Origin of the sequence: Brachybacterium alimentarium, assembly GCF_002332425.1 — a bacterium.
Lineage (GTDB): Bacteria > Actinomycetota > Actinomycetes > Actinomycetales > Dermabacteraceae > Brachybacterium > Brachybacterium alimentarium.
Window position 1 is genome coordinate 85,966 of the sequence record NZ_NRGS01000004.1, and the last position, 19,702, is coordinate 105,667.

The following is a 19,702-nucleotide window of genomic DNA, read 5'->3' on the forward strand; positions in this document are numbered from 1 at the left end:
CTCAGACGTCACCCTCGAGGATCTGCGCGACCAGCCGAGCAGGTTCGTCGGCCGCCACCGGAGGAGCCGACGTCGCAGGCCCTCCGACCTGCCGCATGCCGTAGCGCTCCCAGTACTCGTGCAGCCAGTCCGGGGCGCGCGGGCAGTGCACCCAAGCGGGCAGGCCGCGCACCGCCGCCTCGAGGATGTCGGCGGACATCACCGAGACGACGGGGCTGCGAAGCTCTCGCGGCGCAATCGGCGGGTCCTGGAAGGTGACCCCGCGACGATGCATCAGCGCCTGTGTGGCGCGGGAGAGGCTGTCAGTGTCCTCCGGGCTCGGCTGGTAGAGCGCCCCCGTGGAGCGGCAGAAGGACTGCGCGGCGCCGGCCGTGAGACGTCGCGGGAGCTCGATCGCGCTGAGCTGGCCCAGGAACAGCGGCTGCTCATCCTGCTCGCTCTCTGCGACGGAACCGTCATGGGCGGCCTGCCAGAGACGCTGGGATCCGACCGTGCGCACTTCGATCTCCCGCCGGCCCGAGCGGCGGAATTCGCCGTCCAGCTCGTTCCAGGCCAGCAGGGTCGTGCGTGGGGGCAAGGGCGCGCTGAACGGGGTCACGGTCTCGTGCTGGACGACGGCGTTCGGCACGTCGGCGTACTGCGCCCAGGCATGGACCTCACGGCCCACCCGCCGTTCCCAGCCCGTGGTGAGCACCGCGGTGATGCCGCGACCCGCGAGCGCGGCGCGCGGCTCGAACACCGGACGGTGCGCCCACTCCGGTCCGCTCAGCACCGGCAGATCGACATCCGCCGGCGTGAGCACGTCCACGGTGCCGTGCAAGTAGGTCAGCACGGACAGCAGGCTGTCCTGACTCGCCGACGAGGCTGAGTCGACGCCGAGAAGCACTCGGGACCGGTCCTCCCCGTCGCGCGTGTGCAGCGTGAAGGTCGGAGTGCTCGCCTCCGCGGAGCCGGAGCGGCGAAGAACGCGGGCAGCGGCACCGCGCAGTGCGGCGGGACGACGACGCGTCGCACGCCATTCCTCCCAGCGTTCCAGGCTGTGCGGATGAATCAACGGCATGGTGCAACCCTCCACGTACGACGACGGACCCCGCGCCTCAGCATTCCACATGCGAGCTGTGCCCCACGGGAGACGTGCGGGGCAGGAGACCTCGAGCGACGAGTGAGGGCCTCCCCACGAGTCGTGGCGGAGCCTCATGCACGGAGAAAATCCACCAGGTGCGCGGTGGAGCAGGCCCGCCCGGACTCACCGCGGCATATTGCGGATGTTCGTCGCCGCCATGTCGACCATCTTGCCGACGCCGCCGCCGAGCACGATCTTCGTCGAAGCCTGAGCGAAGCCACGGATCTGCTGGGCGGTGATCTTCGGGGGCATGGACAGGGCGTCGGGGTCGGTGACCACGTCGATCAGCATCGGCCCCGGAGTGGCGAGGGCGTCGGCCAGCTGCTTCTTGAGCTTCTTGGGCTCGGTGATCCGCACGGAGCCGATGCCCACGCCCTTCGCGATCGCCGCGAAGTCGACATCCTCATGGTCGGTGCCGTAGTCCGGCAGGCCCTCCACGAGCATCTCGAGCTTGACCATGCCGAGGCTGGAGTTGTTGAACACGAGGATCTTGGTGTTCAGCTGGTGGAGCTTCACGGTGAGCAGCTCGCCCATCAGCATGCCGAGGCCGCCGTCGCCGCTCATCGAGATCACCTGGCGATCCGGGAACGCCTTCGAGGCGCCGATGGCCTGCGGCAGGGCGTTGGCCATCGTGCCGTGGTGCCAGGAGCCGAACAGTCGGCGCCTGCCGTTGGGCGTGATGTAGCGGGCGCCCCACACGTTGCACATGCCGGTGTCCACGGTGAACACGGCGTCGTCGTCCGCGAGGTCGTCGAGCGTGGCGGCGACGAACTCGGGGTGGATGGGCTTCATTCGCTCCACGTTCTTGGTGTACGCGGCGACCACGCCGGTGAGGGCCTTGTGATGCGCCTTGAGCATGCGGTGCAGGAAGCGGTGGCTCTTGGAGCTGGTCAGCAGCGGGAGCACGGCCTGCAGGGTGAGTGCCACGTCGCCGTGGAGGGCGAGGTCCAGGCCCACCCGTCGGCCCAGCCGCGAGGCGTCGGCGTCGATCTGCACGATCTTCGGAGCGTTCTTGCCGCCCTCGCCGGGCAGGAACTCGCTGTAGGGGAAGTCGGTGCCCAGCAGGATCACGAGGTCCGCCTCGTGCATCGCGTCGTAGCAGGCGCCGTAGCCGAGCAGACCGCTCATGCCCACGTCGTACGGATTGTCGTACTGCATGAACTCCTTGCCGCCGAAGGCGTGGCCGATCGGTGCCTTGACCCGCTCGGCGAGCTCGAGCACCTCTTCGCGGGCGTCGCGCACGCCAGCCCCGGTGAACAGGGTGACGGTGTCCGCCTCGTCGATCAGCTCGGCGAGGCGTCCCACGGGGCCCGCGGCGGGCTGGACCCGTCCGAGGTCCGTGGCGAGCTCCTTGGTGAGCGGGCCGTCCACCTGCTGGTCGGCGACATCGCCGGGGAGCACGAGCACGGAGACGCCGCTCTTGGCGATCGCGGTCTGCACGGCGATGTGGAGCATGGTCGCGCCGTGGGGGCCGGAGTTGACCATCTCGCAGAAGTGGGAGCACTCCTGGAACAGGATCTCCGGGTGGGTCTCCTGGAAGAACCCGGTGCCGATGTTGGCAGAGGGGACGTGGGAGGCGATCGCGAGCACGGGGGCCCCGTCGCGGTGGGCGTCGTACAGGCCCTGGATCAGGTGGGTGTTGCCCGGGCCGCAGGAGCCGGCGCACACGGCGAGCTTCCCGGTCAGGCGGGCCTCGGCGCCGGCCGCGAAGGCTCCGGCCTCCTCGTTGCGCACGTGCACCCAGTCGATGCCCTCGGTAGAGCGCACGGCGTCGACCACGGGGTTCAGGGAGTCGCCGACCACCCCGTAGATGCGCTCGACCCCGAGGTCGCGGAGCTGGGTGACGAGGAGCTGGGCGAAGGATGTGCGGGGCATCGGTGACCTCCCGAGGTTGTGGCAGCCGGGCCTGGCACCCGACTCGAGTCCGTTGCCTCGAGAGTAGTCCGGCAGGTCGGCGTGGAGGCGACCGTCAGGTCAGCTCTACGACTGCGCAGGCCGTTCGGCCCGCCCGGGCTCCGCCGAGCCCAGCCTGTTCCGCAGCTCGCGGGCCGAGGGGTTGCGGAGCGCCTCCTCTCCGATCAGCACGGTCGGCGTGAGCTCGTCGCCGCCGTTCAGGGCGCGGACGCGCGTCTGAGCAGCGTCGTCCCGCCACACGTTCACCCAGGTCACGCGGGCATCCTTGCCGATCTGCAGCATCAGCCGCTCGCAGTAGAAGCAGCCCGGTTTCCAGAGCACCACGGCGTGACCGGAGCCGAGCAGCTCCTGTGCGCGTGCCCAGGAGGTGTGTCGTCCGCGACGACCCGACCACACGGAGATCGCGATGACGGCGATCTCGCCGGCCACCGCGAAAGCCGCCCCCTCGCGCGGATCCTCGAGCGCGAGGAACAGCGCCCCGGCGGCCACGACGAGCGTGCCGACCACGAGGTTCTTCGCGATGCGCCGATCCATGGGGCCACGATACTGCGGCTCGATCCGACTCGATCCGACTCGGCCCGACCCGACCGGCCGCGAAGCGGCGCCGACTTCTTGCGCGAACCCCGCCCCCGCAGCGCCCTGAATCGTGCATAGTAGTGAGCGGCAGGTCACAGATCGCGCACGAACGCTCATCACGAAAGCACAGTCGCGCCGTCTCCCCTGAGCGCTCTGCGCGCACCGGACCCTCCTCGAAAGGCCCCGATGACGCGCCACCCCGCCTCCCCGTCCGCCCCGAAAAATGCAAAAGGATTTTCGAGCGGCTCCGCTCGGGACCGACGACGCTCCGGACGTCGGCCGCTGCGTGCCCTGCCCCTGATCGCGGCCGGTGCGCTCGTCGCGCCGCTCGCCCTCACCGTGCCGGCGAGCGCCGACCCCTCCTACGTGCCGCTGCCGCAGAGCGCGATGAGCGTGGTGGAGGCGGACTCCGCCGAGGAGGGCTCACCCGCGCAGAACGTGCTGGACGGCGACACCTCGACCATCTGGCACACCGCCTGGAAGGACGAGGTCGACGAGCTGCCGCACCAGCTGTCGGTGCAGGTCTCCGAGACTCCCGTCGAGGTGGCACGTGTGCGGCTGGATCCGCGCAAGGACTCGAACGGGTCGGGCCGCATCGGCGACTACGAGGTGCACACCTCCACCGACCCCGAATGCGCGGAGAACGCGTACACCCTGGCCGCCGAGGGCAGCTTCGACGGCTCCCTGGCCGACGCCACCACCGAGCGCACCATCACCCTGGACTCCCCCGTCGAGGCGAGCTGCGTGAAGGTGGTGTGGCTGAGCTCCTGGGGCGGGAAGGCCTCGGATCCCGAGACCTCGCCGCCCGAGCAGGTCGCCTCCCTCGCCGAGCTGAACGTGGACGTGATCGGGGACGAGGCGGACCCTGACCCGATCGTCGTGGATCCGCCCGAGGGCACCGCCACGATCTCTGACGGGGACCTCTCGGTGCGCCTGCACCCCGACTTCCCGCAGGTCGTGGACTATTCCATGGGCGGGTCCTCCCTCGCGGGCCGCTACGGCGCAGCGCACACCGCCGTGGTGATCGACGACGTCTCCTACGACGTCGAGGTCACGGCCCCGGAGCTCTCCGAGGACGGCGCCTCCGCCACTTATCACCTCACGGTCCCGGAGCTCGAGGGCACGAGCTTCGACGCCGTGCTCTCCGTGAAGGAGGGTGTGTTCACCTGGAAGCTCACGCACTTCGTGGATCCCTCCGACGCGATCCACCGGATCTCCGTGCCGCGCCTGGACCTCGCCTCCGCCAACGGCACCGAGAGCGGCGCCCAGGTGGTCGGCGCGGATCTCTCCGTGGACCGTGACCGCAGCGGCGACCACTTCTACGACCTCGCCTCGCTCGAGGACGGCACGTCGCTGACGGACCCCTCGCACGTGGCGCTGCTGCACAACGACCAGCTCGCCGCCGGGTTCGAGACCAACGCGGTCGAGGACAACACCGCCGGCGGCGAGACCGCCGAACGGGTGCAGAACGACAACTCCCGCTACATCGTCTCCCTCGCCCAGGGCGACGGCGCCTCCTACGGGACGGTCTCCCCGGGCACCTTCGTGGTGCGCGGCTCCACCGCCGATCAGGGCATCGGGGCCGATGCGGACCCGTTCGTGCGGGTCCGGCTCGCCGCCGACGCGAACGACGACGGCGCAGTGGACTGGCAGGACGCCGCGATCGCCGCACGCGCCATCGAGGAGGAGGTGACCGGGGGCGACGCCGTGAAGAACGAGGTGATCAAGCGGATCCCGTTCAACATCGTTTCCCAGGCCACGCATCCCTTCCTGCGCACGCTGGACGACACCAAGCGGGTCTCGCTGGCCACCGAGGGGCTCGGCCAGTCGGTCATGCTCAAGGGCTATCAGGCCGAGGGGCACGACTCCGCCCACCCCGATTACGCGGGCCACTACAACGAGGCCGCCGGCGGGCTGGACGATCTCGAGACCCTTGCCGCCGCCGGGGAGGACTGGAACGCCACGTTCGGCGTGCACGTCAACGCCACCGAGTCCTACTCCGAGGCGCACGCCTTCTCCGAGGACCTGCTGCAGCAGCCGCTGAAGCCCGCCTGGGGCTGGATGAACCAGTCCTATGCGATCGACGGCCCGAAGGACCTCGGCACCGGGAACGTGCTCGAGCGCTTCCAGGAATTCCGGGACGAAGCTCCCGAGAACCTGTCCTTCCTGTACATGGACGTCTACTACCCCAACGGCTGGGAGGGCCAACGCCTCGCCCAGGAGCTGCAGGCGCAGGGCTGGGCGGTCTCCACCGAGTGGGCCGACAAGATGCCGCGGGCCTCGACCTGGTCGCACTGGGCGAACGACGAGAACTACGGCGGCTCCACCAACAAGGGCGTGAACTCCCAGGTGATCCGGTTCCTCGACAATGATCAGAAGGACATCTGGAACCCGGACCCGCTGCTGTCCAACGCGAACGTGCAGGAGTTCGAGGGCTGGACCGGTCATCATGACGCGAACGCCTTCTTCGACACGGTGTGGCAGCGCAACCTGCCCACCAAGTACCTGCAGCAGGCACCGATCATGCAGTGGGGCGACGGCCAGGTGGTGCTCGAGAACGGCACCGTCGCGACGTCCGACGTCGACTCCGTGACCGGCACCGAGATCCCCACCGATCGCACCATCACCCATGGCGGCGCGACCGTCTACGAGGACGGGAAGTACCTGCTGCCGTGGTCCGACGGCAGTGCGGAGGCCGACGGGGATACGGAGCAGGAGGGGTCCGAGAAGGGCGCCGCCGACCAGGACGCCGCTGAGCAGGTCGACCGGCTCTACCACTACAACCCCGAGGGCGGCACGACCACCTGGACCCTGACTCCCGAGTGGGCCGATCAGGGCTCCCTGGTCATGTACGAGCTCTCCGACACCGGCCGCGGCGGGCGCATCACCGTCCCGGTGCGCCAGGGCAAGGTCACGCTCGAGGCGAAGGCAGGCACGGCCTACGTCCTCCATCCCACGCGCGACATGCCGCAGAAGGTCGATCCGCAGTGGGGCGAGGGCAGCCCCGTCGCCGATCCCGGCTTCTTCTCCGGCACCCTCGACGACTGGGCCCCCGAGGGCGCGGCCGACATCGAGACCGACGAGAACCGCAACCTGCAGGCGGTGCTCGGCGCCGACGCAGCGGGCATCTCGCAGCAGCTCCACGACCCGGCCGATCCGAGCGCTGACCTGCCCGCCGGCACCTACAGCGCCTGGGCCAGCGTGCAGATCGACCCGTCGGATGCCCGCGAGGTGAGCATCTCAGCCACCGGTGACGGGGTCCGGCCCACCGCCCACCAGGCCGGCGAGAACGGCGCGGCGACCACCAGCATCGACTCCTCGATGGCGGTGAACGCGACCGCGTCGGACGACAAGCACGGCCAGTACTTCCAGCGGGCGCGAGTCACCTTCACCACCGATGGCTCCCCGGTGACCTTCGCCGTCCGCGCCGGCGAGGGCGACGCCGAGGTGCGCGTCGACGACGTGCGGGTGGTGCCGTTCGTGGCCCCCGAGGATCCTGACGCCACGGAGCAGACCGTGCTGTTCGAGGACTTCGAGAACGTCGACACCGGGTACTGGCCCTTCGTGACCGGCTCCGCGGGGATGGGCGGCGATGCTCGTACCCAGTTGGCCGAGCTGCACGCGCCCTACTCGCAGGCCGGCTGGTACGGCCCGAACGCCGACGGCGACGTGGTCGAGGGCGGTAAGCTGCTGGACAACGTGCTGGACGGTGAATGGTCGCTGATGGCCCATGAGGAGAACACCGGGCTGATCCTGCGCACCACCACCGGGTCGCTGCCGCTGCAGGACGGACACCGCTACCGGGTCTCGTTCGACCACCAGACCGGGTTCGACGGCTCGTACAGCCTGGTCGTCGGCGGGGACTCCCTCGCGGCCGACGGCGAGGACCCGACCACGACGATCCGCGAGCGCGAGGCGATCCCCGAGGCGCGGGGCGCCGACGCCCGGTTCGAGCACGAGTTCACCGCCGGCGGCTGCGAGGCGACCTGGGTCGGGATCGAGAACCAGGGCGAGGGTCCGCAGAACGACCTGGTGCTGGACAACCTGCGGGTGGAGGACCTCGGCGAGGCCGAGGACGCTCCGGACTGCTCCGCCACGGACGACTGACCGCGGCGCCGTGGAGGGCTCGCCGGGTGCCCGACGACCGGCCCGTCCCGCTGAGGTGGGACAGGGGGGTCGGGCACCGGGCGGGTCCTCTCACCGAAAGCGAATCGCCGCCGGGTGCCGGGAGCTCCGAACAGCCTCGGTCGCGGGTCAGGCGTCGGCGTCGAGCGATGTCGCCGCCGGTTCGTCCTTCACCAGGCGCACGCGCTGCACACGCCGCTCGTCCACCTCGACCACCTCGAGACGGCCGCCCTCGATCGCGACCACGTCCCCGGCCTCGGGGATGCGGCCCAGGCGGGCCATCACGAAACCGCCCACGGTCTCGTAGCCGCCGGTGTCGGGCAGTTCGATCTCGGTCGCGGCCTCGAACTCCTGCAGGATCAGGCCGCCGTCGAAGGTGCCGTCGGCCTCGAGGATGCGGTCCAGGCCACCGGGCGCCGGCCAGGACTCGAGGTCGAACTCGTCGTAGATCTCGCCCACCAGTTCTTCCAGCAGGTCCTCGAGGGTGACGATGCCGTCGGTGCCGCCGTACTCGTCGACCACCACGGCGATCTGGTCGGCGTGGGCGCGCATCCGGTTCAGCGCCTGCAGCACCTCGACGGTGCCGGGGATGTGCTCGATGGGTCGGGCGAGATCGGCCATGCGGGTGGACCCCGGGTCATCGACCAGCAGCAGGTCGCGCACGTGGGCGAAGCCGAGGATGTCGTCGAGGTCTTCCCCCGTCACCGGATAGCGCGAGTAGCCGGTCGCACGGATCTCCTCGCGGGTCTGGGCGACCGTCTGCTGTCCGTCCAGGAAGTGCACCTGGTGGCGGGGCCGCATGACCTCGACGACGGTGCGCTCGGAAGCGTCGAACACGTCCGCCAGCACCCGGGACTCCGCCTGATCCAGCGCATCGGAGGAGCGGACCATCGACCGGATCTCCTCGGCGGAGACGGACTCCCGGTTCGCATGGGGGTCACCGCCCAGCATCCGCACCACGAGGTTCGTCGAGGTCGACAGCAGCCAGATCACCGGGCGCATCGCCGTGCCGAACAGGCTCAGCGGTGGGCCCACCACCTTCGCCATGCCCATCGCGTTCTGCATCGCCAGACGCTTGGGCACCAGCTCACCGAAGACGAGGGAGAGATAGGCGATGACCAGCGTCATTCCGATCAGCGCGACGGTGGAGGCCGTTCCCGCGGGAACGCCGACGTCCTCGAGCACCGGGGCCAGCGACGGGGCGATCGTCGAGGCGCCGTAGGCGGAGGAGAAGAAGCCGGCGACGGTCACGCCGATCTGCACGGCGGAGAGGAACTGGTTGGGGTCGCGCACCAGCTCCGCGGTGCGCTCCCCGCGCGTCCCGCTCTCCTCGAGCTGCTTGACCTGGGATTCGCGGAGGTTGACGATCGCCATCTCGGTCCCGGCGAACACCCCGCCGATGAGCACGAAGAGCAGCACGAGGGCGATGTTCACCAGAACGGCAGGATCCATGGGGCAACGCTACCGGCCCTCCCCGCTCCAGGACCGATCACCGCGTAGCGGCTTCACCACATCGCGATGGCGGCGCAGCACCGGCCGTGGCGTCGGCGCGCAGCTCACGAGGGACAGCACGCTTCCCGCGCCCAGCATGGTTCGCGAGACACAGCACGGCTCCCGAGACATACTGGCCGTCCCCGTGCTCTCGAGAGGAGGATCCGATGGCTCCCGTCATCACCGCCCTCATGGTCCTCGCCGGATCCGTGTACGGCTGGCGCACGGGACTGCGGCTCAAGCGCGAGCAGGACGCCTTCGACCGCCGCATCCGGGGCCAGTCCGAGAGTCCGTGAGCGCGCCTGGTGACGGCGGCCTGATCACAGCAGTGGGAGCAGCTCTTCCCAGACAGCACGCTGGGTCTCGGCCGCACTCCGCCCCTCGAGCCGAGAAGTGATGGTCAGGACAGCACGCTGCCGTGGCATCACGAGGATGATCTGTCCCAGAGCCCCGTCAGCTCGCCACACGCCCTCCGGCGTGCACTGCCAGACCCCGTAGCCGTACTGGGCGGCCTCGGGTTCGGGATCCCCGGTGGCGACCCAGGCGGCATCGCCGTGCATCTCGTCGATCCACCTGCTCGGCACCAGTTGCGTCCCGTCGTACTCGCCGCCCTGCAGCAGCAGACGGCCGATACGGGCCAGCTGACCGCTCTTCAGGTGCAGACCCGTCGCGCCCCAGGAATATCCGTCGCGGGTGGTGTGCCATTGCGGGTTCAGGATGCCCAGCGGCTCGAACAGGCGAGGCATGAGCCAATCCCGCAGCGTCTGCCCGGAACGTTCGGAGATCACGCGGGAGAGCAGGAAGATCGACCCGTTGGAGTACTCCCAATGCTCCCCCGGAGCCGCAACCAGGTCGGTGCCGAGGAACAGACCGGTGAGGTCCTCGTGGTCTCGGTGCTCGTCGAGGAAGCCGAGGATCGGCGACCCCGAGGTCATCGTGATCAGGTGACGCAGCCGCACCTGCTCGATCCCGGCGCCGTACCCGCCGGCAGGAACCGGGAGATGGTCCACGAGCAGGTCCTCGACGTCGAGCAGGCCCTCCTGCGCGGCGGTGCCCACGGCGAGCGCGGTGACGGTCTTGGAGACGGAGTAGATGTTCTCGACCGTGTCGTCGCCGAAGCGGTGGGAGAGATCGTCGCGTCCGGCTCGGTGCAGGTGGAGCGCGCGGACACCGAGGTCGCGCTCGACGATCCGCTGGCGAAGCGGCAGCAGGAGGAGGTGGTCGGGCACCGCCGCCGTGGCGGGTGCCGGCGCGGCGGATGATGCGGGGTCGGAGCTGGCGGCATCGGCAGTGGTCATCCCGTGACCCTACGACGCTCCCCCGCTCCCGTCACCGGGTATCCATGTTCCGACGCGCGTCCCCGGCGGCTCGCGCCCCGGGCTGCCCCGGCCGTCGTCGCTGCCGCCATGCGGCCCTGCCGCAAGCCGCTGACGGCGCGGGCGGCCGGCCGCAGATGACGGGCAGGCGAGGGGCGGCTGGTGCGGACGGATGCCGTCCCGCGGAATGAACTTCCCGCCATGCCACTAGGAAAATTCTGGCCATCAGGTGAGAATGTCCTGGACGCGGGACGCTCAGGTGTTCGTCCGCCGCTTCCGCACTTCGTCGATTCGCCACTTCCCCACGCTCCTCTCGGCACCGCCGCCGAACAGACCGAAAGGCGCCCATGGCCGCCGTACGTCGCTACGTCTTCCCGCTGATCTGGATGCTGATCTTCGCGATCATCGCGATCGCCCTCGCTCGCCTCGCCTTCTTCCCCGGCGATGCGCAGGCGGGAGATGGTGAGGATCCCGCTGTTCCCGCTGTCGAGTTCGACGAGTACGCGACCGTGCCGGTCGAGACCGGGGACATCGCCTCGGCGCTGGCGCTGTCCGGCGTCGTGGAATCCGATCCCGGGACCGATCTGAAGGCCACCGAGGAGGGCGAGATCAACAAGATCTGGTCCCGCGAGGGCGACACCGTTGAGAAGGGCCAGCGCATCCTCCAGGTGCGCATCCCGCAGGGCCCCGAGCCCGTCCTACCCGGCACCACATCAGGTGGCGAGGACACGATCGACGAGGGCGCCGGCACGGACGGCACGGGTGGCGACGGCACCGGCAACGAAGGCACGAGTGACGAGAGCGCCCAGGCCGGCGGGAAGGCCGGGGCCGGTGGCGCCGACGAGGCGACCCCGGGCACAGCGGGCGACACCATCGAGCAGCCGTCGCCGCAGGCCGCGACCGAGTACACCTACGTCGACCTCGTCGCCAGCGCTTCAGGGAAGCTCACCGGGCTGGCCGTCGAGGAATGGCAGTCGCTCGCCGTCGGCGACGTGGTCGCCAGCATCTCCCCCGGCACCTACTCGATCGTCGCGGACCTGACCCCCGAACAGCAGCTCTCCCTGCTGGACACGACCATCAAGGCCACCGCCACACTGCCCACCTCCCCTGACCCGGTCACCTGCGATGCCCCGGACATCACCGAGCAGTCCAGCTCCTCCGACGACGACGCCGCGAAGGACACGGAGCCGCAGATCGATCCGATGACCGGTGAGGAGACCTCCTCCGGCACGTCGGTGGCCCAGCTCGAATGCCCCGTCCCCGAGGGCACCCGGATCGTTCCGGGGCTGTCGGTCGAAGTCGCGGTGGACCTCGGAACCGCCGAGGGCGTGCTCGTCGTGCCCACCACCGCCGTCGAGGGCGAGGGCGAGGCGGGCACCGCCTACGCACTGGACGAGGAGACCGGGGAGCCGCTGCCCGTGGAGGTCTCGCTCGGCAAGCGCGGGGACGGCGTCGTCGAGATCACCAAGGGCCTCGAGGAGGGTCAGGAGATCCTTCAGTTCGTGCCCGGGGTGGACAATCCCGAGGACCAAATGGGCATGGACGGGATGGGCGGCTGGTGACCGCGCCGCTGCTGCAGCTGCGCGACCTGCGCCGCTCGGTGCGTCTGCCCAGCCACGAAGAACTCCACATCCTGCGCGGAATCGATCTGACCGTCGAGCCCGGGGACCACGTGGCGATCGTCGGCCGCTCCGGATCCGGCAAATCCACCCTGCTGAATCTCCTGGGCCTGATCGACCGGCAGACGGGCGGGGAGCTGCTGTTCGACGGAACCGATGTCTCCCGGCTGGGCGAGCGCCGCCGCGCCCGACTGCGCGGCGCGTCGATCGGTTTCGTGTTCCAGCAGTTCAACCTGCTCGAGCGCCGCACCGCCCTCGAGAACGTGATGATGCCGCTGATGTACGGGAGCCCCGGGCAGTTCTGGCGGCGTGAGCGCCTGGCGATGGAGATGCTCGACCGGGTGGGCCTGGCCGACCGCGCCCCGCAGCAGCCCTCACGTCTGTCCGGCGGCGAGCAGCAGCGGGTGGCGGTGGCTCGGGCATTGGTGCGCAGGCCGCGGCTGATCCTCGCCGACGAGCCCACCGGCGCGCTCGATGTCACCACCGGTGAGGCCGTCATGGCACTGCTGGACGAGATCGCGCGGGAGTCCGACGCCGCGCTCGTGACGATCACCCACGACCTGCAGGTCGCCGCCCTTTCACGGCGCTCGTACCTGCTGGACGAGGGGACCCTGCACGACGTGACCACCTCCCAGGCGCACGATGCGCTCTCAGCGACGGTGGGCATCCGTGCCGGTCGGGAGGCGGTCGCCGCCTCGACGGGCGCGCCGACCGGTGCATCACGGGATGCGACCGAGCAGTTCCGGGAGGTGCAGGCATGACCGGTCTGCTCGCCTCGATCGTCGAGGCCTACGGCGAGCTGCGCGTGAACAAGGGCCGGATCCTGCTGTCCCTGATCGGGGTCGCGTTCTCGGTGTTCGCTCTCACCGCCGTGATGGGAGCGGGCGGCATGCTGGGCGGCGCCCTGCTGCAGTCCATGGAGAAGAGCGGCGGCCGCGACACCGTGCTCTCGCTGCAGCCCATGGGCGATATGTCCTTCGAGGTCGACGAGTTCGGCAACGAGATCGGTGCCTCTGCCCCGTCGGACGACCTCACCACGGCCGAGCAGGACGACCTCGTGCTCGAGCAGATCGATCGCCTCGGCATCACCCAGCGCACCCGCCAGGTCTACTCCGACATGCGTATCCAGACCACCCAGGGAGTGCAGACCACCGCGGTGAACGGTGTGGACCCCGCCTACGCCACGATGTACCGCCTGCAGGTCGGGCAGGGCAGGTGGCTCGCGGATTCGGACCGTCACCGCCTGGCCCCCGCCCTCGTGGTGAACCAGCCGCTGTACGAGGCCCTCGGCTCACCCGATCTGGGCACCGAGCCGATCACGCTCTACGGGACGACAGGGGCTCAGGAGTCCGAGCAGGCGATCGTCATCGGTGTCCTGCCCGCCGATCCCAACACCGATTGGGGGATGCAGGCCTATATGGCGGCCGACGGCATGCCGACGCTGCCCGGCATGGACGAGAACAGCCTCACCACCTCGGAGTACCTGGTGTGGGTGCCGCCCGAGCAGGCCGACTCCGTGCGCGCGCAGCTCAGCCAGGCGCTCTCGGACACCCCCATCGGCGCGTTCGACGTGTACCCAACCTCCTTCGGGGTCGAGGAGATGTCGATCTACAAGGTGTTCGGCTATGCGGTGGCCGGCGTCGCCGTGGTGATCCTGCTGCTGGGGGCGCTGGGACTGGTGAACATCTCCCTGGTCACCGTGCGCTACCGGGTGCGGGAGATCGGGATCCGACGCTCCTACGGCGCCACCGGTGGGCGCATCTTCTTCGGTGTGCTCATGGAGTCCGTGGTGGCCACCGTCCTGGCCGGAGCGATCGGCGTGGGAGCGGCGGTCGCTCTGGTCAAAGCCCCCTTCGTCACGGACTTCTTCCGGGAGCAGGGGCTGCAGGACCTTCCGCCGTTCCCGGTGGATGCCGTGGTGATGGGCCTGCTGGCCGCGACCGCGGTGGGCGTGCTCGCCGGTGCCCTGCCCGCGCTGATCGCCACCCGCATCAAGGTGATCGACGCGATCCGCAGCTGAGACGCTGGGTCCGAGGGCGAGCGGGCAGGCCGAGACCGGAGGCGCGGTCGGGCGGATCCGGCAGGCAGGGCCCCGCACGGCCCCGACGAACCCGCGTGCAGGTCACGCGAGGCGGTCAGTCCTCCGGCAGCGCGGCGAAGGCCGATTTCATGTCGTTGTACCAGCCCAGGGACTGCTTGGGATGCAGCCAGCGGAACTTCATCTCTTTGCGGGCCGCCTGGTGCGCGTCATCGCCGGCCTTGACGGCCTCCTTGAGATGCTGGTCCTGAGCGTGGATGACGTCGTCCGCGCTCTCGCCGCGGTGGGCGAGGTCGCAGGGGCCGCCGAGCTGCTGGCAGGTCATGGTCTTCATCGGGTCGTCCTCTTCTGCGGGAACGGCAGGCGGAGGATCCCGCTGCCGGTACTGCTCTCATCGTGGTGACGCACGACCGGCCGCACGTGTGACCGCGGCCCAGCCGAGAAGGTGGCCGCGGACAGCCGGCCCGGGCGGCGACCGCGGTCGGGCGACGAGTGCACCTGTGCGCCGCGATCCGGAGCGGAGGTCACCGCGGATCGGCGCCGTCTCGGCGCACCACGCGAGCGATGACGCCGGGCTCCGCCCGGAAATCGATGCGTGCCACACGACCACCGACGATGGTGAAGTCGAACAGGACCATCGCCTGGCCGCGGTGGTACCAGGCCGAGCCGGCCCGTCCGTCGAGGCTGGTGGGCAGTGCGGCGTGGGCGGCGCCGTTGAAGAAGCTCGCAATGTCCTCACGGCCGTCGATCGCGGCCGGAGTGCCGGTCTCGATCGCCTGCTGATCGCCGCGCACCACGGCGTCCGGAGCCAGGAGCTGCACGAGCCGGGTGAAGTCGCCCTCTCGGGCAGCGGCCATGAAGGCGTCGACCACTTCCCAGTCCGCGAGCGCATCCTCGGGGCGGGGCTGGGCGATCTTGGCGCGGGCGCGCGAGGCGAGCTTGCGGGCGGCCTGCGGCGTGGTGTCCAGCGCCGCGGCGATCGTCGTGAACTCGAATCCGAAGCTGTCGTGCATCACGAAGGCGACGCGCTCGTTCGGGCTGAGCCGGTCCAGGACCAGCTGCAGCGCAGCGCCCACGGTGTCGGCGAGGGCGACGTCCTCGGCAGGGTCCGGGGCGGTCTCCTCCACCTCGAGCTCCTCCTCGGGCACGGGGATGCGGCGACGGAGCCGGTCCAGGCACAGCCGGGTGGTCACCGTGGTCAACCAGGCGGCGATGTTGTCGATGCCCTGATCCGTGCCGTCCAGCCGCAGCCACGCCTGCTGGACGATGTCCTGCGCCTCGTGCGCATCGCCGAGGATCCTGGCGGCGAGCGCGACCAGACGATTGCGCTCCCGCTCGAACCGCTGTGCGAGCTCATCAGCGGGAATGACCGTATCGCCGCGGGCCCCCGCGCCGCCGAGGGTTCCCGCGTCGCCGCTCACGTTCTCCTGAGGGTCCATGCCCGCATCCTTCCCTACGCGCCGCCGGCCATGACGCCGAGGGCTCCTGCTCTCCCGACGCAGCCGGTCGCAGAGGTGTGACAGCGGCCCGATCAGCTCCGGTAGATGGTCCGGGGACGCTGCGGGTTGCTGACCGAGGGCCCCTGGATACTCACGCTCTCGCCGTCGATGTCGACCCTGGAGATCCAGGTCTGGCGGCCGGGGTCCTCCCCCACGCGATCCGGCTGCCAGGCGTGATAGACGTACCAGACCCCGTCGTCGGTGCGCACGGGCATGCCGTGGCCCGGCCCCGCGGCGACCTCGTTGGCCGAGAGCACGGGCTGCTCCGAGAGCTTCGTCCACGGCCCGTCGATCGCGTCGGCGACCGCGACGCCCACTCCGTAGGTCTCGTTCCAGTACTCGCCGGCGGAGTAGAAGAGGTAGTAGCGACCTCCGTCGGTGATCACGGCCGGGCCCTCGATCGTGTAGATCTCCCAGGGCTGATCCCGTTCGAGGATCCGGGTGCGTGCGCCCTCGAGGGAGAGTCCGTCGGCCGCGAGGCGCTGTGCGAACAGAGAGGAGTCCTGGTCCGCGGCGTTGCCGTCGTTCTTCCAGAGCAGCCAGAGCGAGCCGTCCTCGTCCCGGAACGGTGAGGCGTCGATGCATCCGCCCTCCTCCGGGGTGCTCAGCAGCGGCGCATCCGCGGAGTCGACGAACGGCCCCTCGGGCCGCTCCGCCACCGCGACGCCGATCGCCTGCCGATCCGTCTCCCGCTCCCAGGCGGTGTAGTAGGCGTGGTACCTGCCGTCGACCTCGATGACCTCGGGTGCCCAGTGCCGGCCGATGTTCGCCCAGGGGGCGATCACGGGCTGGCCGTCCCCCACGCGACGCCAGGTCACGAGGTCGGGGGATCTCAGCACCGGCATGTTCCCCGCAGCTCCTGCGGTGGAGTACAGGTAATACCCCTGGTCGACGCGCAGGATCCCCGGATCCGGCTGGTCGGTGGCGATCACGGGGTTGGTGTATCCGGAGGTGGCGTGGGCGGTGGGCAGGCCTGCACCGACGCCCACGGAGACAGCTCCGGAGGCGAAGAGGGTGCGGCGGGAGATGCGGGCAACAGGCGTCATCGACGTCGTCCTTCGTGGAGTGACGGCCGGGCGGCGGTGCCCGACCGCTCATATTCCTACGTGAGAATTCGTGGCCTGTCCATACCCGTCGCCATACCCGTCGGGGTCAGGACGGCGCCTCGGGCGTGCTCAGATCAGCACGGGATCCGGCGCAGGGTCGCTCGCGGCACGGCCCACGGGCTCGAGCAGGCGGAGGCCATTGCGCCTGCTCACCACCACGACGATCACCGCGGCTACGACCAGCAGCGCGATCGCGGCAGCCGCTCCCCCGGCCAGCGCGGCCCCGGCATGCGCGGGACCCGCCGCGGTGCTCGCGAGCGTGGCGGCGGAGGTGCCGGGGGCAGAGATCGCCGCAGTGAGGGCCGACGTGCCGGCTCCGGCCCCGGTGCCCGCGGCGAACGCGGAGACGATCAGCGCGGATCCCGTGGCGGTGGCCGTGAGCAGGATCGGCACCTCGAGCCCGCCGGTCTTCCAGGCGAGCATCGCGGCGGCGAGCGCGGCGGCCAGGGCGGGCAGGACGACGGCGGTGGTGGTCTCGCGGCCGATCAGCGAGATCCCGGCGACCGCGAGGATCGGGATCGCCGGGCTGCGCAGCCAGGTGCCGACGGCCTGGAGCACCATCCCGCGCAGCGCCAGCTCGAGGCCGACGGCCTGGATCGGCACCAGGACCAGCACGAGAACGACCACCAGGATCAGCGAGAGCACCGACGCTCCCTCATCGGAGGAGGCCGAAGCGGACACGGGGGCGTCGGCACCGCTCCCGACGAGCACCGCGATACCTCCCGCGAGCGCGGCGATCCCGACCACCGCGAGGGCGCCGAGCACCACCCAGGCACCCGTGGAGCGCAGCAGATCGCGGCGGAAGCGGGCGGCGATCGACCAGGTCGGTCCGAGCGGCCGCCAGCCGCCGATGCGCACGCCCACCAATCCCGCGGGCAGCCACATCGCGCCCATCGCGAGCGCGATCCCCACATCGAGCGGGCTGGTCGGGTCACCGCTGGTCACGTCGATCGCGCTGTTCACACCGGGAGCGAGGGCGAGCACGAGGATCGTGAGGACCAGCAGCACGGAGGCCAGCACCACGTAGGCGATGAAGGCCGCGGCCACGGTGAGCAGGGGCTTGCTCCAGGCGGACCACGCCGGGCGCAGCGTCGCGAGGCGGTGGTACGGAGTGGGACGTCCGCTGTGGTCGACGTCAGGGATGCTCATGCGGCGCTGTCTGCACTCTCGTCGTGCCCCGCAGTCGCGGAGCCGGTAGCGGTATCAGTGGTGTCGGTCGTGTCGGTCGTATCCGTGCTGGCGGGGCGACCCTCGGCGAGGCGCAGACGACGCTCCGCGTGGGCTCGATCCTGCTCGGCGTGGGCCTGCGAGGCCGCGGCCGAGAGGCCGAGGTCCTCGATGCTCAGCGGCCGGGCGAGCGGTCCGAACGGATGCTCGCTGCTCATGGTCCCGTCGGCCCCGAGACGTACGAGCTCGCCGGAATCCATGAGCCGCCACGCAGGGTCGTCGTCCATGGGCTCGCTCGCGATCACCACGGAGCGCACCCCGGAGAGGTCGGCGCTGCGGGCCGTCAGCGAATCGGAGGACTGCTCGAGCGCCTCGCGGGGCGCGTCGGAGGTGGCGGTGCGCTCGAGCACCCAGAGCTCGTTGGTGGCCGGAAGGCGCACCGCGATGAGCTCCTCCCCCTTCATGACCAGCAGGTTCACGGAGTAGACCGGCACATTCGCCGCGATCCACGACAGGGCGGCGACCACGCCGTCGCGCAGGTCGCCCTCGTGCGCGGCGACCTCCCCGGTGATCAGGGCGGCCATCCACTCGCTGTCGGTGGTGCCCTGCACGTGGTGGGCGGCACCGAGCTCCGTCACGCGCTCGCGCATCGCGTCGGTGACCTCGAGGACGCCGTTATGGGCGCTGATGATGCCGTCCTGCAGGAACGGATGGGTGTTCTCCTCGCAATGGCCGGTGCCCGAGGAGAGGCGGATGTGGGCGAGCATCGAGCGCGAGCGCAGCGTGGTCGCGAACTGCGCGAACGTCTCGGACTCGTAGGCGGCCACGGGACGCTTGCGCAGGCGCGCGCTCCCGGTCTCGTCGACCCAGCCGAATCCGGTCCCGTCGGCGTTGAACCGGGACTGGTTCAGCAGTGAGTACGGGGCATCGAGCAGCCAGAGATCGGCGGTCACGGGCTGGTCGGAATGAAGGGCGAAGAGTCGGCACATGGCCTGTCCACTGTAGAACTCCCTGGCTGTGGCCGCAGTGAGGGCGACCACCACGGACGGGTCCGATGCTGATCCGTCGCGCACGAGTGCGGTCGCGACGACGGCGGGCATGCAGACGGAGCCCACGGTGATGCCGACGACCCCGAGGAGACCACCGGTGCCCGTTCCGTCCGTCGGCCCCCGGTGGCACGATGTTCCCACCAGAGGCCGCGAAGCGACCTCGCACCTCGTAGGAGGAACCATGCCCAGCTCCACTCCCTACATCTCCTTCCCCCGCAACGCCGCCGAGGCCATGCCCTACTACCAGGAGATCTTCGGCGGCACCCTGGATCTCATGACCTATGGCGACAACCCCATGGAAGGCATGCCGTTCACTCCCCCGCCCGAGGCGGTCGCGCATGCCCAGCTGCAGGGCGGCCTGCTCACCCTCGCCGGCGGGGACGACATCGGCGACAGCCCGGTGCCGCTGGACGGCTCCGCCTACTCGCTCATGGTGATGCCCGGCTCGGTCGCGGATGCCGAAGCCCTCATCAACCAGCTCACCTCCACCGGGGCGAGGATCGAGATGCCCTTCGCCGAAGCTCCCTGGGGCGATCACTACGGTCAGGTCAAGGACCGCTTCGGCGTGCTCTGGCAGATCGACGTGCCCGGCGTGCAGGGCTGAGGCGGCATCTCTGCACCGCACTACGCTGCACTGCACTGCACTGCACTGCACTGCCGCGCCGCCTGCGCCGTTTCC

At 70.4% G+C, this 19,702-nt stretch carries 16 protein-coding genes; 6 read left to right on the forward strand and 10 right to left on the reverse strand.

Annotated features, from left to right (window positions below):
- Position 1 precedes the first annotated feature (1 nt).
- The 3 genes from CIK71_RS02530 to CIK71_RS02540 form a co-directional block, all read right to left on the reverse strand.
- Positions 2-1,060, reverse strand: coding sequence for a hypothetical protein (locus CIK71_RS02530; RefSeq protein ID WP_096163606.1), 1,059 nt, complete (start codon positions 1,058-1,060; stop codon positions 2-4).
- Positions 1,061-1,246: 186 nt separating this feature from the next.
- Positions 1,247-2,998, reverse strand: a complete 1,752-nt coding sequence (locus CIK71_RS02535) for a pyruvate dehydrogenase (RefSeq protein ID WP_096163607.1) — start codon at positions 2,996-2,998, stop codon at positions 1,247-1,249.
- Positions 2,999-3,103: 105 nt separating this feature from the next.
- Positions 3,104-3,571, reverse strand: a complete 468-nt coding sequence (locus CIK71_RS02540) for a glutaredoxin family protein (protein WP_096163608.1) — start codon at positions 3,569-3,571, stop codon at positions 3,104-3,106.
- Between the two features lie 228 nt (positions 3,572-3,799).
- Here CIK71_RS02540 and CIK71_RS02545 point away from each other — a divergent pair, with 228 nt between their 5' ends.
- A complete protein-coding gene (locus tag CIK71_RS02545) occupies positions 3,800-7,720 on the forward strand; it encodes an endo-alpha-N-acetylgalactosaminidase family protein (RefSeq protein ID WP_096163609.1) in 3,921 nt (1,306 codons plus the stop codon).
- A gap of 147 nt (positions 7,721-7,867) precedes the next feature.
- Here CIK71_RS02545 and CIK71_RS02550 read toward each other — a convergent pair whose 3' ends face one another.
- On the reverse strand, positions 7,868-9,190 hold the full coding sequence (locus CIK71_RS02550) for a hemolysin family protein (protein WP_096163610.1): 1,323 nt from the start codon (positions 9,188-9,190) through the stop codon (positions 7,868-7,870).
- A gap of 206 nt (positions 9,191-9,396) precedes the next feature.
- Here CIK71_RS02550 and CIK71_RS18140 point away from each other — a divergent pair, with 206 nt between their 5' ends.
- A complete protein-coding gene (locus CIK71_RS18140; protein ID WP_255411059.1) occupies positions 9,397-9,525 on the forward strand; it encodes a hypothetical protein in 129 nt (42 codons plus the stop codon).
- Positions 9,526-9,549: 24 nt separating this feature from the next.
- Here the strand turns inward: CIK71_RS18140 and CIK71_RS02555 are convergent, their stop codons facing one another.
- Complete coding sequence (locus CIK71_RS02555; protein WP_096163611.1) at positions 9,550-10,527, reverse strand: serine hydrolase domain-containing protein; 978 nt, start codon at positions 10,525-10,527, stop codon at positions 9,550-9,552.
- 365 nt (positions 10,528-10,892) lie between these two features.
- Here CIK71_RS02555 and CIK71_RS02560 point away from each other — a divergent pair, with 365 nt between their 5' ends.
- The 3 genes from CIK71_RS02560 to CIK71_RS02570 are packed head-to-tail and all read left to right on the forward strand — an operon-like array spanning position 10,893 to position 14,184.
- Positions 10,893-12,107 carry an efflux RND transporter periplasmic adaptor subunit gene (locus CIK71_RS02560; protein ID WP_096163612.1) on the forward strand — a complete coding sequence of 405 codons (1,215 nt, stop codon included), beginning with the start codon at positions 10,893-10,895 and terminating at the stop codon, positions 12,105-12,107.
- Positions 12,104-12,925, forward strand: coding sequence for an ABC transporter ATP-binding protein (locus tag CIK71_RS02565; RefSeq protein WP_420807326.1), 822 nt, complete (start codon positions 12,104-12,106; stop codon positions 12,923-12,925). Before CIK71_RS02560 ends, CIK71_RS02565 begins: the two co-directional genes overlap by 4 nt.
- Positions 12,922-14,184: an ABC transporter permease gene (locus tag CIK71_RS02570; protein WP_096163613.1), complete on the forward strand. Its 1,263-nt coding sequence runs from the start codon at positions 12,922-12,924 to the stop codon at positions 14,182-14,184. The genes CIK71_RS02565 and CIK71_RS02570 overlap by 4 nt, the downstream gene beginning before the upstream one ends.
- A gap of 115 nt (positions 14,185-14,299) precedes the next feature.
- Here CIK71_RS02570 and CIK71_RS02575 read toward each other — a convergent pair whose 3' ends face one another.
- The 5 genes from CIK71_RS02575 to CIK71_RS02595 form a co-directional block, all read right to left on the reverse strand.
- A complete protein-coding gene (locus CIK71_RS02575; RefSeq protein ID WP_096163614.1) occupies positions 14,300-14,536 on the reverse strand; it encodes a hypothetical protein in 237 nt (78 codons plus the stop codon).
- 190 nt (positions 14,537-14,726) lie between these two features.
- On the reverse strand, positions 14,727-15,641 hold the full coding sequence (locus CIK71_RS02580) for a sigma-70 family RNA polymerase sigma factor (RefSeq protein ID WP_096163615.1): 915 nt from the start codon (positions 15,639-15,641) through the stop codon (positions 14,727-14,729).
- Positions 15,642-15,733: 92 nt separating this feature from the next.
- Positions 15,734-16,747, reverse strand: a complete 1,014-nt coding sequence (locus CIK71_RS02585; protein WP_096163616.1) for a glycoside hydrolase family 43 protein — start codon at positions 16,745-16,747, stop codon at positions 15,734-15,736.
- A 129-nt stretch (positions 16,748-16,876) separates the two neighbouring features.
- Positions 16,877-17,956 carry a CAAX protease gene (locus CIK71_RS02590; protein WP_096163617.1) on the reverse strand — a complete coding sequence of 360 codons (1,080 nt, stop codon included), beginning with the start codon at positions 17,954-17,956 and terminating at the stop codon, positions 16,877-16,879.
- Complete coding sequence (locus tag CIK71_RS02595) at positions 17,953-19,074, reverse strand: class II glutamine amidotransferase (protein WP_245857264.1); 1,122 nt, start codon at positions 19,072-19,074, stop codon at positions 17,953-17,955. Before CIK71_RS02595 ends, CIK71_RS02590 begins: the two co-directional genes overlap by 4 nt.
- Before the next feature lie 130 nt (positions 19,075-19,204).
- Between CIK71_RS02595 and CIK71_RS02600 the strand changes: the two genes are divergently transcribed.
- Positions 19,205-19,627 carry a VOC family protein gene (locus CIK71_RS02600; protein WP_096163618.1) on the forward strand — a complete coding sequence of 141 codons (423 nt, stop codon included), beginning with the start codon at positions 19,205-19,207 and terminating at the stop codon, positions 19,625-19,627.
- Positions 19,628-19,702: the final 75 nt, after the last annotated feature.